The organism is Plantactinospora sp. CNZ321 (assembly GCF_004217235.1).
The window spans coordinates 929,711-945,020 of sequence record NZ_SHKQ01000001.1 but is presented as its reverse complement, the minus strand read 5'-3'; the positions used below and the strand labels follow the sequence as shown (position 1 = coordinate 945,020).

The following is a 15,310-nucleotide window of genomic DNA, read 5'->3' as shown; positions in this document are numbered from 1 at the left end:
CCTGCCGGCATCCCGCCAGGAGGCGTCCCGGGAGCGGCCGGGTGGATCGCTCTTCGGGAACATCGCTACGATTGGTACGCGACGGACGAGTCGACCGGGCGGTCGCGTCGGCGGGCCGTGAGCCCGCCGCCGAGGAACGTCCGGACTCCACAGGGCAGGGTGGTTGCTAACGGCAACCCGGGGTGACCCGCGGGAAAGTGCCACAGAAAACAGACCGCCGAGCGGGTGGTTTACGCGGAAACGCGCGGATCGACCGGTTCGGTAAGGGTGAAACGGTGGGGTAAGAGCCCACCAGCATCCCGGGTGACCGGGATGGCTCGGTAAACCCCACCCGGAGCAAGGCCAAGAGAGGGCCATAGCCGAAGGGCAACGGCCCGCGCAGGCGTTCGAGGGCGGCCCGCCCGATGCCTGCGGGTAGGCCGCTGGAGCCTGTCGGCAACGGCAGGCCGAGATGGATGGCCGCCGCCGACACCACCGGCAACGGTGCGTGCCGGGCACAAAATCCGGCGTACAGGTCGACTCGTCCGTCGTACCCCAGGTCACGGTCCTGATCACGGCCGTGACCTGCTGCTTTGTCTGGTGTCGTTGGTTGACCTTGGTCAGCGTTGGGCGGCGTCTGACGGCCCGGTGACGGCCCAGACGGCCCAGAGACGGCCCAGCAATGATCTCTGAACCTCCGTCCGGACCCTGCCCTGAGCCAGGGCAGCACCGTGGCGGCCCGTTCGGTGGGCGGTGGGCGACGCGCGGGCGGGGGTTGGGCACGTCCTGGCGGTGGACCTGGTGGCCGGACCGGTGACTCGGTGGCAAGCCAGTCCGGGGTTTGGACTGGCGCGGCAGCCGGAAGCCAAGCGCTCGACGGCGTCCAGCCCCGCCGGCTTCCGTCACGGCCTTGCTGGGGACGGGCTTCTCTGACCGTTGGGGCGGCGCCCCGGCGGCTGTCGGTGGCTTCCCGCCCCGGCGCCGCAGGCGTCCGGGGCGGCGTGCCGCCGGCCGGGCTTGCCGCCCCGCACCGCGCGGAGCGCGGTGCCTTGATTCAATACAGAACTATTCGGCAACCCTCGGGGTTAACAAAACACGGCAACCCTGACTCAGGCGGTTCGCTAGGTGCTACCGCACTCAACGCTCTTCGCGGCGGAGATTCGCGCGCAGTGGTGTAGGAGGCGTCCAAGCAACGCGTATCGTAAGTTGCTCTCAACAGGCCAGTCCCACTCCGTGGAGGTCCAGTGGGACAATGTATCCGTGACCCAGGACCAAGCAGCTGCTGAGCCGCAGCCGACAACCGTCGACGCATCTGTTTCCGACAGCGACCCATCTCGTGTTGACGGTCGCGCCGAGACACAACTAGTCAACTCAGCGGCAGGATGGATGGAAGAAGCCCTGAACGCGTGGATTGCGGAGGACCATGGAAAAGTAGCCGTCCTTGCGCCGCTTGCTGTCGAGCACCTGGGAAAGGCAGTGTTGTGGCGGAAGAACCCTGTTCTTGTTGTGCCCTTGGCGCCTGAGCACGAAGCCTCTCTATTCAGCCTGGCTACCCAGCCTGACCTTACGTCTCCGAAGCTCCGGACGGTTGGCCTGGCGATCCTCCTTCGTCGTCTTGATCAGCTTCTCGACGGCGGCCTGTCGATCGATGGAAAGCGGCGGGTTCGCATGGTAGAGGTGCGCAATGGTGGGATGCACGTCGGTTTGCCGGCGGAATCCCGGTACATCTTGACCGATTGCCTGACTGTATGCGGCGTTCTCTTAGAACATCTCGGCAAGGACGCTCGAAGCTTTTACGGAGGCCACCATGAGAATGTGCTCACTTTGCTCGATAAAAAACGTACGGAGATTGGACACCGAGTCGCGGCAAAGCTTGCCAGAGCGCGTCGCCGTCTTGCAGTTCTGGAAGAGCGGCTTGGTACCGAGATGTTCATCGAAACTACTGAGCGACTTGAGGGCCTAGCGCCGGATGTACTCGACTCAGATGACTTCGGCAGCGGATTGTGGGGAGTCGACGCCGCCTGCCCCGAGTGTGCTTCTCGTGGACGATTGTTCGGCTATGTCGACGCGGATTACGAAGTCGACTACGACGTAGAGCCTTTAGGTAACGGGCAGTACGACACCTACCCCATTGGCGGCTGGAGAATGGAGCTTTCTCCGCAAGCCTTCGCTTGCAACGTATGTCGGCTCACTCTCCAGGGCCCTGAGGAGCTAGGTGAGGCGCAGTTGCCAGCATCCCGCCACGAAATCCGCCCAGGAGATCTAGGGGACGATTTTCATCCGGAAGATTTCGCTGAAGCGGAGTACGGTATCCAGGAGTAGTTCCGAATACTCTCTGACATTGCTGCTAAGCGTTGGCAAAGGGTTCCCTCACCGACGGCTTCCGTCATCTTGCCGCTGGTTGACTCGTTAGGGGGTCCTGCGGCCAAATCCGCGCTGGTAGACCCTCCCCGGCTGCCGCAAGTACTGGTCCGTGCTCCCGACGGTCACCACGTCCAGATCTCCGATAGTTGACCGTCTTGTCTTGCATGATTCAAGCCAGAGATACTCCTTTAAGGGGACGGCGCCTCGTGCTACTGATCCTCTACCTCGGCCCGCTTCAGATGCCGTCCGAAGAAATGGATCTCCTCCCGGGCTGCATAAAGCGCACCTATCGCAGTTTCCCTGAAGAGGGTAGCGATCTCCGGATTCGACTGTTCTGCCAGCTTTAGCAAGACTTGATTGATTGCGACTTGCTGCTCTTGAGATGGGAGATTGCGACTACTGAAAGCCTCTTGGATCAGCCTCAAGTGCAGTTCGGCGGTCTCGGCGCGCACCTTCTCCGCCTCTGCGATGACTTTAACTGATTGGGCGTCGACGTAGCTCGCCTCTGCTCGCGACTTGAGCGCATCAGCATGGGCCTTACCGGCCTCGCTGTTGTTCTTTTTGGCCATGCTTCGCGCAGTCAGGACACCTGCAATTCCAAGCAGTATGGGACCACCGGCGGCGACGATCGTAACAACGATGCTACCGGGAGCGATGTTCGAAACCTTAGGAGTCAATTGAACCCGGATTTGATCGAGCAAGAGGTTGGCAACCCGAGGCGGGGAGAGACGTGGATAACGAGATTCCTGCTGCGCGGAATCTGGAAGTATGGGCTGGCCAAAGATCCTGACCAATTTATGCAATTCTTCTCGACGAATCGCCGAGATCGTAGCCTTAGTCTGTTGCGCTATCCACTTTGTTGTGTCCCAAGCAAGGTCACTCATGAATGATGGTCGTCGTATCCCACCGCCATCAATGAATTCCTCTAGCGCGTCCAGCTCGTCTTTGTCAAGATTGAAGGAAGGGGATTTACTTAAGAGCCTGTATATATCCTCATCGTGGTGTCTTCGGAAGAAGGTGTCGATCTCCGAAAACCGCTCCCTGACGTGTCGTAGAAAGAGCAAGGCGGGCTCTGTCAGTAAATATGCTGTCCACTGCGTGGCCTCGATCGCCCGGAGGGCATCCGATATATCGGAAACGTTACTGTCTAAATCAAACACCAAGGTCAACTTGGATTGCGTCGACTCGGACGTCACTTCGTCTCCCTGCTAGGCCAAATTGGATCGATTACCCTACCATTGGTTGTGGTCAGGAATTACGCCTCAAGCTGAGCTCTCCCCTCCGATGAGCGACACTTGTTGATCAGAAAATGGCCGTTGACCTGGTAGTTCGCTAGATCCACCCCGACAGTTGGTGCCTACTTTGGCAAGTACTTGACACTTACGAGATCAGACCGGGTCGGATGCGGGTGATGCTGGCGATGACCCGGTCGACCTGATCAGGTTCGAGTCGGTAGATTCGTAGTCATGCATGATGAGCACCCCCAACCTCACGAACCAGTCGGCCTAGCGAACGGCTTCGAAGCCTGGTGGTCGACGGACATGGACTCCGGGCCATTCCTGCGTGACGGCCGCATCGTCTTGGATGCGAATGTATTACTCCACCTTTATCGAGTAACCCCCACGACTCGCGAGCAGATTTTCGCGACACTTTCAAACTTGCACGATCGCGTTTGGATCCCTCATCAAGCCGCGTTGGAGTTCCATCGCAATCGAATCGACGCCGTTGTAGGGCGACTCTCGCAGTTTCGTGAGATTCGTCAGCTGCTCAATCAGGCGACGGGCAGAGCTGTAGTTGAGCTGCGCAAGGCGGTGCAACGTTTCGTGGCTCTGAGGCAGACAAACATGACGGATAGGGCTTGGGAACCGAAAGATCATGGCCTTGATGAGGCGTCTCTCCTTGCCCGGCTAGAAGGAATAATGGATCCTGCACTAACTGAACTCGGGATACTAGAGGCAGAACACGACCTCGCGCCAAAGGACATACAGTCGGGGGACCCGATCCTGGCGCGTCTCGACGAGATAACCACCGGAAGGATTGGCCTACCCTACGGTTCCCCTAAACTTCAGGAACTGATTGAGGAAGCGGTTCAATACAGATTCCCCAATGAGATACCGCCCGGCTACAAGGACGTGGGCAGCAAGCCAACTGCCTACCGCGCCGCAGGCGACTATATTCTCTGGCGGCAGATCCTGGATTATGCCGTGACAGAACCGCGCCCGAAGCTGATCGCGGTTGTTACCAATGATGTGAAAGAGGACTGGTGGGTACTAAACAAGCAAGGCAGACCCGACCATCCCCGCCCCGAGCTGAAGCAGGAACTGTTTGAAGCTAGCGGAGCAAGAATGGCGCTCATGACGCTATCGGATTTCCTTGAGTCGGCAGCGCGACAATTCCCTGGGTACGTATCGAAAGAAACTGTTTCGGAGGTTCGTGAATCGGAATTGGTGGCCCAAATCGCAGAGTTCGTGGGCGAGCTCTTCGCATCAGAAGACGACGAGGGACGCAAGCTCGAATTGATGGAACTTACACCCTTCGAATTCGAGCATCTCGTGCGTCAACTCTTAGAGGCCATGGGCTACACCGATTTCGTTACCGAAACTGCGAACCGGCACGGCTTCGATATGCAAGCAATCCACCCGCACTCAGATTTCGACACCGGAAAGACGCTTATCGAGGTCAAGCGCTATCGCAGTCCAGTGCCGGTTGACGTCATGCACGGGTTATACGGATTGATTGCCGATATGAAGGCTGAGCATGGCATCGTTATTACTACTAGCCGATTTACGGATAAGGCAAAACAATTCGCCGATGGGAAAAACTTGAGCCTTATTGCGGGGGTGGACCTTATTCGCCTACTAAACGAGTTCCTTGGCATTGATGCATCAATCGACGGCCGGAAGCCCGACGAAAAATGAAACTTCGTACTGCTGCTCCTTTCGGGCATCGACGGCGAACCTACGCTCGGCCTCTGGCTGACCGTGCTTTCGGCCCAGGGTCGGACCGCATTGGCGGCGTGCAAGAGATATTCAGTGACAACTAGGTCCACGCGGATGCTAAGCGGGACGACACTCTCCGGGATGGCAGCGGTGGAGGGGACAGCGGGTTCCGTTGGGCAACGGTCGGTCGCAGATGACGCGGTAGTGGTTGACCTGGTCGCCTTCGTAAGTGATAGTGCTTTCCCCTCGGTCGAAGTCGGGGAGAAACATGAAGATGTCGGCGACCAATCCCGCTCTTTCGAAGGCCGCGCCTACGTCTGCGGCCCGGAAGGGCATGTGCAGGACGAATCGATCATCCGGCTCGGCCGGCTCAGTCACCCATGCTGGATGCTGGCTGGCACGAGGGATGATCGAGTTTCGAGGTGGCCACTCTCTGGGGCGTCGGCGTCCGGACACGTCCCGTTCTCCTCTCGGTTCCAGAGGTCGGGGCGCGGGCTAGAGGGTGACGACCCGCACCCCGACCGTTGGTGTCGCACTCACCTGCCCTCGCGGCCATGGCGGCGGGCACGAGAACAGGGACAATTCCGTACGACGGTGTGTAGTCAACGGCGGGTGGTGGGTACGGCGCATCCGCCCTGGTGGACTGCTGGTCGACGTCTGGGGGCGTTGGGAAACGTCCTCTGACGGGCTTGAAACGTCCGGTGCAGGAAACGTCCAATGGAGAGATGAACGAACGTCTGCGGACGGTGATGGTTCGTCGTGGGGTACGCGTTGAGGACCTGGCCGATGAGTGCGGTGTTGATCCGAAGACGGTGGAGCGGTGGATCAGTCTGGGGCGGGTTCCTCATCGGCGTCATCGGTGGGTGACGGCGCGGCGGTTGGGTGCGGAAGAGGCGTACCTGTGGCCGGCGGTGCTCGCGTCGGTCGCCGGTAAGCGCGAAGAGGCCAGCCGCGCGGAATTGATCGAGGTGTTTCCGGACCGGGCGTCGGTGCCGCGTGAGACGTGGCTACGGCTGCTCACTGAGGCCCAGGAGCGGATAGACGTTTTGGTGTTCTCCGGGACGTTCTTCGCGCAGACGCAGCCGCGCGTGGCGCGCATGCTTGCTGACCGCCTGTCGGCCGGGGTGCAGGTCCGGCTGTGCTTCGGTGACCCGGCGAGTGACGCTGTTGCGGTTCGGGATCGGGAGGAGGGGCTTGGCGGGACGCTGGCGGCGAAGATCCGTGCGTCGTTGACGTACTACCGGGAGCTGGGCGGCGTGGACGGGTGTGAGGTTCGGCTTCATCCGACGACGCTCTACGCGAGCCTGTTCCGGTACGACGACGAGATTCTGACCAACCCGCATGCGTATGGTGAGGCGGCGTCGGCCAATCCGACGTTCCATCTCCGTAAGGTCGACGGTGGCGGGCTGTTCGATCACTACGCGGCCAGCTTCGACCGGGTGTGGGCTACGGCGGTGCCGTGGCTGGGGACGGAGGTCTGAGGATGGGTCGCGTCGAGCACTGGAACGATCCGGACGCGCCGAAGGCGAACACACTCGTCCCTGCCTGCGGGGTGCTGGCGGTCGACGACCAGGGCGCGATCCTGCTGCAACGGCGACGTGACACTGACCAGTGGGCGTTGCCGATGGGCAAAATGGAGATCGGCGAGACTCCGTCAGAGTGCGCGGTCCGGGAAACCCTGGAAGAGACCGGGGTCGAGGTCGAGGTGACCGGCATCGTCGGCCTCTACTCCGACCCGGGGCACATCGTGGCGTACTCCGATGGTGAGGTCCGGCAGGAATACGAGGTGACGTTGCTGGCCCGGCCGGTTGGCGGTGCTCCGGCGGCGAACGACGAGGCGAGTGACGTTGCCTGGTTCCTGCCTGACGAGCTGGCGGGGCTGGACATCCATCCGACGATGCGGCGCCAGATCGCGGACTACCTCGCGGGTCGGGTGCCGCACGTCGACTGAGGGCACGAGAAACGCCCCGGGAATGATCGACCGGGGCGCTCGTGTGCGGGGTGGGTGCTGCTACAACTCGTCGACGGCGAAGGCGGCTACCAGGTCGGCCATGCTGTCGATGACCGCGTCTGCTGCGGCGAACCGCTGGCGTTTGCCGGGCTTGTTGGCGTACCCGATGGCGGCGACTCCGGCGGCGTGGGCCGCTTCGATGTCGCTGAGTGAGTCGCCGACCAGGACGCAATGTCCAGGGTCGGCGTGCAGCTCCCGGAGCGCGTCCAGGATCGGTGCGGGGTTCGGCTTCATCCGGTCGGGGTCGGCGGGGGTACGGCCGATGACGGGGTGTACGTAGTTGGTGAGTCGGCGCCCGCTCAGGTAGGCGTGGACGGAGTCGGCGGAGTTGTTCGAGACCACGGCGACGCGGCGGCGGGTCTGGTGTGCTGCGACGATGACCTCGCGGCCGTACGGGGTCGGTTCGGCGGTCCGGGCTGCGGTGACCTCCTCGCGGGTCAGCACCTCTTCGACCTGGCGGACGACGGCGGGGCGGCCCAATGTGGCGGTGAAGCGGAGGACGGCCAGCGGGTCGGGCTCGTGCAGGATGTCGGCGGGCAGTGTCACGCCCTGGTCGACGAGCAGGCGGCGTAGTTCGTGGGCGACGGTCGAGGCGGGGTGCTGGGCGAAGATGCTGCACACCGGTCCGTCGAAGTCGAGCAGGATGACGCGGGCGCGGTCGACGACGGCGGCGAGGTCGGTGGGGCTCACGAGGCGTACTCGCGGGCGATCGTTGTCCACATGCTGTCGAACCAGGCGCGGGCCTGCTCCACGTAGAGGGCGTCATTGGAGGCGTCTTCGTCGCTGGGCGTGAACGGGAAGAGGATCGCGTCTTTGCCCATCGCGTCGTAGATCGCCATCGGCTTGCCGTCGATCATCACCGTGTGTTCGACAACCGGGTAGAAGCCGAAGAACGCTTCTTGCTCGTTGATGATGAACAGCTTGAACAGCGGGGCTGCTTTGTGGACCCGTACGTCGGCGGTGGCGGTCTTGACCAGGCCCAGGTCTGCGAGTTCCTGTACGGCGTCGGTCATGGCGTGGATCGATCGGTCGGTGATCCGGCGGGCGCGGTCGCGGATGGCGGGGTCGTCGGCCTGGTCCTCGGCGCGGCAGGGGATTGCCATCGGGGCGGTCATGTCGGAGATCAGTACCCGTAGCCGGATCGACTCCGGGGTGAGTCGGCCGATGCGTACCTTGTCCAGGGTTTCTTGGATGGCGTTGTAGAGCGTCTCGCCGGAGAAGCCGGCGAAGTCGATCGTGACGTTCGTGGCTTCGAAGGCGCGTTCGACGTGGGGTCGGAGTCCTACCGGGCGTTCGGTGTTGGCGCGGACGAAGGTGCCGCTGCCCTGGCGGGTGACGATCAGCCGTTCTTCTTGCAGCTTGCGTAGCGCTGCCTTGATCGTCTCGCGGGCGACGCTGAACCGTTCGACGAGGTCGTGTTGTGACGGCAGTTTCTCGCCGGGGGCGAATTTGCCTGTCTTGATCTCGGCGCGGAGTACGGCGGCGATCTGCTGCGACGGGGTGCGTGGGTCGTCAGGGTCAAGACTCATGGACGGACACTACCGCTGACTAGCCAAGCTAGGAAAGTCCCCCAACTGTCATTGACATGACTAGCCAAGCCGACCTACCTTTGATCCACACAACCTGGCTAGTCAAGCCAGCCAGGGCGACAGGTGGAGGTACTGAGCGATAGCTCTGCGTGGCGGTACGAGGTTCGCCGTGCGTTGTGAGGACGTGTTCCCGGCGGGGTGCGCGTTGGTGCCCGAGTCGCTGGGTGAGGTGGAGGACTACGACGAGAAGACCGGCCGGCGGTCTCCGGCGAAGGACAAGGTGACGGGTCAGCGGGTGTGGCAGGTCCGGGTGATGGACCTTGACCCGGAGTTGGGGAAGCGGTCGCGGGAGACGACGGTCAAGATCTCGGCCGACTACCAGCCCGTCCCGCCGACCGGCGCCCCGTTCGAGGCGGTGGAGTTCGAGGGGATGACGGTCACGCCGTACGTGGCCAGCAACGGCCGGATGGCGTACTCCCTGCGGGCTACCGCGATGCGTGCCCCGGCCGGCGTGGCCGGCAAGCAGAAGGCGGCTGCGTAGCCGCTTCAAGTGTGGGCGGGGCTGTCTGATCTTGGCGGAACGGCAGCCCCGCCCCTCTCTGTCTTCCCCCTGCTCGTGACGAGAGAGGTAGTGACGTGTCCAAGCGTAGGCGTCCGGCTGGCCGTGACTGGCCCCGGTGCACCGTGTGTCAGTCCCGATTCGACCCGGCCACCGGTGGTGAGGGCCGGTGCGGTAGCTGTGCGAATCAGCTCGTCCTTCCGCTGCCTCCGGTGCGGGACGCATCGGGCCGGTTCGTGTCCCTGCGGGGTGCCAAGTGATAGGGCGGCCTCGCGGTGAAGTGGTGACGACCTCGGCCGGTGACCTGCTGATCGCTCGGCCGAAGCGGTTCGAACTGCCGGTCTGGGCGGTGCTGCTCGGCCTGCTGCTGCGCTGGTCCTGGCGGGCGGCCTGGTGGTGCCTGCGTCACCCGGTCGCCACCGGCACGGCGGCCCTGGCTGTCTGGCTCTACGTCGAGCACGGCTGGCCCGGCCTGGTGGTGCCGGCGGTCCTGCTGTCGGCGGCCTCGGCGGTGTGGCGGTGGCGGCACGAGTCGTCTTGGTGGACCTGGTTGGCGGGTCCGCTGCTGGGCTCGTTCCGGCGGGTGTTCGTCTACCGCCGGGTGTGGCGCGAGGCCATGACCCTGTGCGGGCTGTCCGCGAAGTACGACCATCGGATCGTCCTGCCGGAACTGCTGGCCGTCCGCTCAGATCCGGCGCTCGACGTGCTGACCATCCGGATGGTCCGGGGCCAGACACCGGAAGAGTTCCAGGCGGTCACGGCAAACCTGGCGTACGCCTTCGGTCGGCGTCATGCCCGCGTCTACTCCGAGCGACCCGACGATCCGCCGGCCCGTACCGGCCGGGCTGCCTGGCTGCTGCGGGCGGTCGACCGGGTCCGCTTCCGGGACCGTCCGACGGTCGTCTACCTGGCGCTGGTACGCACCGATGCGCTGCGTACCGTCGTCCCACCCTTCCCGGTCCCGACGGTGCCGGACTTCACCGCGCTGGACCTGGCCCGACGGGAAGACCTGCGTACCTGGTCGCTCCACCTGCTGGCGACACACGTCCTGGTCGGCGGTGCGACCCGGCGGGGCAAGGGCTCCGTGCTCTGGTCCCTGGTTCGAGCTCTCGGCGGCGGGGTCGCCTCCGGCCTGGTGCGGCTGTGGGTCATCGACCCCAAGGGCGGTATGGAGTTCGCCATCGGGCGGCCGATGTTCGCCCGGTTCGCGTGCAAGTCCTTCGAAGCGATGGCGGACCTGCTCGACGAGGCGGTAGCGGTCCTGCGGGAACGGCAAGCCCGGCTGGCCGGCGTCGTCCGGGTACACACCCCGACCGAAGCTGACCCCCTGGTCGTGGTCGTCATCGACGAGATGGCCGCGTTGACGGCGTACCTGCAAGATGCCGACCTGCGCAAGCGAATCGCGTCGTCGCTGGGGGTGCTGCTCTCCCAGGGGGCCGGGGTCGGGGTCCTGGTCGTCGCCGCGTTGCAGGACCCGCGCAAGGAGGTACTGCCGTTCCGGGACCTGTTCCCGACCCGGATCGCGCTGGGTTTGACCGAAGCGTCGCAGGTCGACATGGTGCTCGGCGACGGTGCCCGGAACCGGGGCGCACTGGCCGACCAGATGCCCCGATGGGCCAAGGGCGTCGGGTACGTGATCCTCGACGGCACCCCGGAACCGATGCGGGTCCGCTTCTCCTACGTCACCGACGACGACATCCGGGCCATGGCCAGTCAGTACCCGGCGCCGGCCGACGCGGCAGACATCCTCGCCCAGGTCGGCCGGGAAACCGCCAGCGAACCGACCCGCGTGCCGCTGCCTCGGCGCCCGTCCGGGCCGCTGCTGCCGGAGTCGCTGCGGAACCTGCTCGACCGGGACAACGGCGGTGAGCGCCGATGACCGCACCGCCCGGACGGCGGTTCTACCGGCTCCGCACACCGGAACCCGCCACGGCGGTATCCGTCCGGGTCGACCCCGACCGGCCCGACCCGTACCCGATCTATCTCGCCGTCGGCGCGGGCCGGCGCCGGATGTCGCTGACCCCCGACGAGGCGTGGGCGCTGTGGCGCTGTCTCTCCGAAGCCGTCGCATCCCTCGGCGACCCGCCCGACCACATCCGCACCGACGTACGCCCTGCCCGGAGGTAACCGCCGTGCACCCCTTCACCACCCGGAAGAACTCGAACGGAGGTCAACCGTGATCCGCCACCGGGCCGAATCCCTCGCACGGGTGCTGATCCTGCTCGCCATCGGCGGGATGGCCGGCGCTGCTGCCTTCACCCACGTCCACGACCTCACCGTCGCGCACGGCCAACCCGACTGGATCGGCTGGGCCAACGCGGTAGCCGTCGAGCTGATGGCCATCTACCTCGGTCTGGAGATCCGCGCCCGCCGTCGCAACGGTCGGCCCGTCGGCCTGGTCGGCGTCCTCCTGGTCGGGTTCGCCCTGCTGTCCCTGGCGGCCCAGGTCGCCGAAGCCGAACCGTCGGTGTGGGGCTGGATCGTCGCCGCCGTCCCCTCCCTCGCCTTCCTCGCCCTGGTCAAAGTCGTACTGTCCAGCGCACCCGCGACCCCGGAACGCGCTGCCGACCCGGCATCTGTCGAACCGGTGGCGACCGTCGTCGAGCAGCCCGACTCGGAGCCGGAACCCGTTCGGCAAACCGAGCCGACCGACCATCTACCCGTCCCCGTCGTCACGTCCGAACGGGTCCCGTCGGCGGTCCGGCCTCCGCTGGGTGTGGTCCGCGCGGATCGGCCTCAGGTCGTCGGGATCGTGCGATGACCGCTGCGACGTTGCCCGGCCTCGCCCCGGCCGCCCCGGTCGTCGAGCCCCCTCGGCCGGGGTCCCGGGCGGCACGGATGGGCCTGCCCCGTGCGGTGGACGTACTGCGGGACATCGCCACCGAATACGGCGTCTGCATCCGCCCCCTGGCCATGCGTCGCACCGACCTCGCCACCGGGTTGACCGAGGTGATCGACCTACCGTGCGGCGCGACCCGGGAGGACAAGTGCCCACCGTGCGCCAAGAAGAACCGCCGACTGCGGCAGGCACAGATCCGGGAGGGCTGGCACCGCGACGACGAGCCGCTACCGCCCCCGGAACCGGCGACCGAGGAACAGAAGGCGCTGATCGTGCTGCGCGGGCACCTAGAGTTCTCCCGCGACGAGGCATCCCGGGCGTCCCAGCTGGACCAGGTCGCCGACATCGACGAGGCAATCCGGGAGGTGGAAGAGGCGATTGCGGCCGAAGGGCTCCGGGGACGGGTCGCACCCCCGCACTCGACCGGCGACGACGACCAGGGCGACGAGGACACCGGCCGGCGCCGCAAGCGCTCCACTCGGCGGCGGCAGGATGCCCCGGATCTGCCTCGGCGCAAGGTCGAGCGGCGCACGGTCGGGAAGACGTACACCGCCCCGGACGGCTCGACCTACCGGCCGTCGATGTGGTTGACGCTCACCCTGGACTCGTACGGCCCGGTCCGCCCGGACGGCACCCCGGTCAACCCTGACCGGTACGACTATCGGCGGGCGGCCTGGGACGCGGTTCACTTCCCTCGGCTGCTGGATCGGTTCTGGCAGAACCTCCGGCGCTGTGAGGGTTGGAACGTCCAGTACGCCGGGTGCGTCGAGCCGCAACGACGACTGGCCCCACACGCGCACTTCGCCATCCGGGGCACCATCCCCCGGGAGGTGCTGCGCACAGTGGCGGCGGCTACATACCACCAGGTGTGGTGGCCGTCGACCGACGTGCAGCGGTACACCCTCGACCGGCTACCGGTCTGGGATGAGCAGGCGTCGTCGTGGGTCGACCCGGACAGCCGCGAGCCGCTTACCACCTGGACGGAAGCGCTCGACGCCATCGACGCCGACCCGGACGCGGAACCGGTACACGTCGTGCGCTTCGGCGCCCAGGTCGACGCGCGAGGGGTCATGCCCGGCACCGAAGACGCGGAACGGACCATCCGGTACGTCACGAAGTACATCACCAAGCACACGGGCGACTGTCACAAGATCACGACTGGTCGACAGCGGGCGCACCTGGATCGGCTGTGGCAGGAACTCCAGGTGACCCCGTGTACCGACCGGTGCGCGAACTGGCTGCTCTACGGCGTCCAGCCGAAGAAGGCACACGCGAGGCTCAAGCCGGGCCGTTGCAAGGGCAAGGTGCACCAGCGGGACACCCTCGGCATCGGCGGCCGGCGCATCCTCATCTCCCGTGACTGGTCGGGCAAGACGCTCTCCGACCACAAGCACGACGCGCGGGCCTGGGTGCGGGCGCTGCTGGGCGTGACGGTCGGCCTGGATGGGGTCGACGACCAGGGCGCGACCGTCGAACCGGTCCGGCACGCATGGGAACTCGCCCGGCCCGACGATCCCGACGTAGGGCCGCTGGCCCATCGACTGCTGCGGTCGATCAGCGAGCGTGCCCGATGGCGCTCCGAACTCCTCGCCGCGCGGGACCGGGCTGCCCAGCTACCGGAGGACGGATCGGCGACGGAAGCAGGTGGCACGACGGGGGAGGGGCTGTGATGGTGGCGAGCGATGGGCTCTGGACGGTCCAGGAAGTGGCGGCATACCTGCGGGTGCCGACGGAGACGCTGTACCGCTGGCGCAAGGTCAAGTACGGTCCGCCGGCGGCCCGGGTCGGTCGACACCTGCGGTACGAGCCGGAAGCGGTCCGATCGTGGGTACGTCAGCAGGCGGCGGCCTGATGGCACACATCGAAGATCGCTGGTACGACGTCGTCCGGCATCCTGGCGGCCGTAAGGAACGAGTCAAATCCGACCGGTTCGGCAAGGGACTGCGGTACCGGGTCCGCTACATCGGGCCGGACGGTCGGGAACGTAGCCGGTCATTCCCCGACCGGGCGAAGCGGGACGCTGAGGCGTTTCTCGTCTCGACTGAGACGGACAAGCTGCGGGGCTCGTACATCGATCCGATCGCCGGCCGGATGACCTTCGCCGAGTACGCCGAAACCTGGCTGCGGACGAGGTCGTTCGACGAGTCGACCCGGGAGGTCACGGAGTTCCGGGTACGCAAGCATCTGCTGCCGTTCTTCGGCTCTCGGCAACTGGCCTCGATCAAGCCGGGTCACATCCGGGAGTGGGACGCCAGCATGGTCGGCAAGCTGGCCCCAGCGACCCGGTCTGTGGTCTTCGCCCACCTGCGGACGATCCTCGGCGCGGCGGTCGACGACGAGCGGATCGCCAAGAATCCGTGTTCGGCAAAGTCGGTCAAGGCTCCGCGACCGGTGCAACGTCGGGTAGTGCCGTGGCGGTACGAACAGGTTTCGGCAATCCGCGGTGCCCTCGCCCAGCGGTACCGCGCCATGGTCGACCTGGGCGCCGGCTGCGGGCTGCGGCAGGGTGAGATCCTTGGCCTCGGGGTCGATGACATCGACTTCGACGCGGGATGGGTGCACGTCTGCCGTCAGGTCAAGCTCGTCCGTTCCCGGCTGGTGTACGGCCTTCCGAAGAACGACCGGGACCGACGGGTACCGCTGCCCGACTCCGTCGCCCAGGCGCTGCGCCAGCACCTCGACGACTTCGCCCCGTTGTCGCTCACGCTGCCGTGGGAGAACCCGGCCGACGACGACCGGGTCACGGTGCCGCTGCTGTTCACCACCACGCGGCGCGGTGCGATCAACCGGCGCACCTTCGACGGCAAGAGCTGGCGGCCCGCTGTCGTGGCGGCCGGCATCACGCCGACCCGGGCGACCGGGATGCACGCGCTACGCCACTTCTACGCCTCGGCGCTGCTCGACGCGGGGGAGAGCATCAAGGCGCTCGCGTCCTACCTCGGCCACGCTGACCCCGGTTTCACCCTGCGGGTCTACACGCACCTGATGCCGGCCAGCGAGGAACGCACCCGCAACGCCATTGACGGCTTGTTCAGCCCCGGGGAGGTTGACGATGGTGAAACAAGCTGACTCCCTGAGGATCGAAGGGCA

Annotated in this window: 14 protein-coding genes and 1 other RNA gene; 12 read left to right on the top strand and 3 right to left on the bottom strand. The window is 65.5% G+C overall.

Annotated elements, in window-relative coordinates:
- Positions 1-86 precede the first annotated feature (86 nt).
- Both rnpB and EV371_RS04090 read left to right on the top strand, forming a co-directional pair.
- Positions 87-527: RNase P RNA component class A (gene rnpB, locus EV371_RS04095), an RNA gene on the top strand.
- A gap of 712 nt (positions 528-1,239) precedes the next feature.
- Positions 1,240-2,301, top strand: a complete 1,062-nt coding sequence (locus EV371_RS04090; protein WP_130460865.1) for a hypothetical protein — start codon at positions 1,240-1,242, stop codon at positions 2,299-2,301.
- 251 nt (positions 2,302-2,552) lie between these two features.
- Here the strand turns inward: EV371_RS04090 and EV371_RS04085 are convergent, their stop codons facing one another.
- Positions 2,553-3,539, bottom strand: coding sequence for a hypothetical protein (locus tag EV371_RS04085; RefSeq protein ID WP_130460864.1), 987 nt, complete (start codon positions 3,537-3,539; stop codon positions 2,553-2,555).
- A 270-nt stretch (positions 3,540-3,809) separates the two neighbouring features.
- On the opposite strand from EV371_RS04085, the gene EV371_RS04080 reads away from it, so the two are divergent.
- The 3 genes from EV371_RS04080 to EV371_RS04070 all read left to right on the top strand — a co-directional run bounded on the left by EV371_RS04080 (position 3,810) and on the right by EV371_RS04070 (position 7,233).
- Positions 3,810-5,261, top strand: coding sequence for a PIN-like domain-containing protein (locus tag EV371_RS04080; protein ID WP_130460863.1), 1,452 nt, complete (start codon positions 3,810-3,812; stop codon positions 5,259-5,261).
- A 746-nt stretch (positions 5,262-6,007) separates the two neighbouring features.
- Positions 6,008-6,763 (top strand): XRE family transcriptional regulator, encoded by a 756-nt coding sequence (locus tag EV371_RS04075; protein ID WP_130460862.1) that lies wholly within the window; start codon positions 6,008-6,010, stop codon positions 6,761-6,763.
- A 2-nt stretch (positions 6,764-6,765) separates the two neighbouring features.
- Positions 6,766-7,233: an NUDIX hydrolase gene (locus tag EV371_RS04070; RefSeq protein ID WP_130460861.1), complete on the top strand. Its 468-nt coding sequence runs from the start codon at positions 6,766-6,768 to the stop codon at positions 7,231-7,233.
- Between the two features lie 60 nt (positions 7,234-7,293).
- Here EV371_RS04070 and EV371_RS04065 read toward each other — a convergent pair whose 3' ends face one another.
- On the bottom strand, positions 7,294-7,983 hold the full coding sequence (locus EV371_RS04065) for an HAD-IA family hydrolase (RefSeq protein WP_130460860.1): 690 nt from the start codon (positions 7,981-7,983) through the stop codon (positions 7,294-7,296).
- The gene (locus EV371_RS04060; protein WP_130460859.1) at positions 7,980-8,822 is read right to left on the bottom strand and encodes a GntR family transcriptional regulator; all 843 of its coding nucleotides are present in this window, start codon (positions 8,820-8,822) and stop codon (positions 7,980-7,982) included. Before EV371_RS04060 ends, EV371_RS04065 begins: the two co-directional genes overlap by 4 nt.
- A 139-nt stretch (positions 8,823-8,961) precedes the next feature.
- Here EV371_RS04060 and EV371_RS04055 point away from each other — a divergent pair, with 139 nt between their 5' ends.
- From EV371_RS04055 to EV371_RS04025, 7 genes are all read left to right on the top strand, one after another.
- Positions 8,962-9,363, top strand: coding sequence for a transcriptional regulator (locus tag EV371_RS04055; RefSeq protein WP_101367335.1), 402 nt, complete (start codon positions 8,962-8,964; stop codon positions 9,361-9,363).
- A 298-nt stretch (positions 9,364-9,661) separates the two neighbouring features.
- On the top strand, positions 9,662-11,260 hold the full coding sequence (locus EV371_RS04050) for an FtsK/SpoIIIE domain-containing protein (RefSeq protein ID WP_130460858.1): 1,599 nt from the start codon (positions 9,662-9,664) through the stop codon (positions 11,258-11,260).
- The gene (locus tag EV371_RS04045) at positions 11,257-11,508 is read left to right on the top strand and encodes a hypothetical protein (RefSeq protein ID WP_130460857.1); all 252 of its coding nucleotides are present in this window, start codon (positions 11,257-11,259) and stop codon (positions 11,506-11,508) included. The genes EV371_RS04050 and EV371_RS04045 overlap by 4 nt, the downstream gene beginning before the upstream one ends.
- 49 nt (positions 11,509-11,557) lie before the next feature.
- Complete coding sequence (locus tag EV371_RS04040; RefSeq protein WP_130460856.1) at positions 11,558-12,142, top strand: DUF2637 domain-containing protein; 585 nt, start codon at positions 11,558-11,560, stop codon at positions 12,140-12,142.
- The gene (locus EV371_RS04035) at positions 12,139-13,890 is read left to right on the top strand and encodes a replication initiator (RefSeq protein ID WP_130460855.1); all 1,752 of its coding nucleotides are present in this window, start codon (positions 12,139-12,141) and stop codon (positions 13,888-13,890) included. The genes EV371_RS04040 and EV371_RS04035 overlap by 4 nt, the downstream gene beginning before the upstream one ends.
- Positions 13,890-14,072: a helix-turn-helix domain-containing protein gene (locus tag EV371_RS04030; protein WP_130460854.1), complete on the top strand. Its 183-nt coding sequence runs from the start codon at positions 13,890-13,892 to the stop codon at positions 14,070-14,072. Before EV371_RS04035 ends, EV371_RS04030 begins: the two co-directional genes overlap by 1 nt.
- Complete coding sequence (locus EV371_RS04025) at positions 14,072-15,289, top strand: site-specific integrase (protein WP_130460853.1); 1,218 nt, start codon at positions 14,072-14,074, stop codon at positions 15,287-15,289. The genes EV371_RS04030 and EV371_RS04025 overlap by 1 nt, the downstream gene beginning before the upstream one ends.
- Positions 15,290-15,310 lie beyond the last annotated feature (21 nt).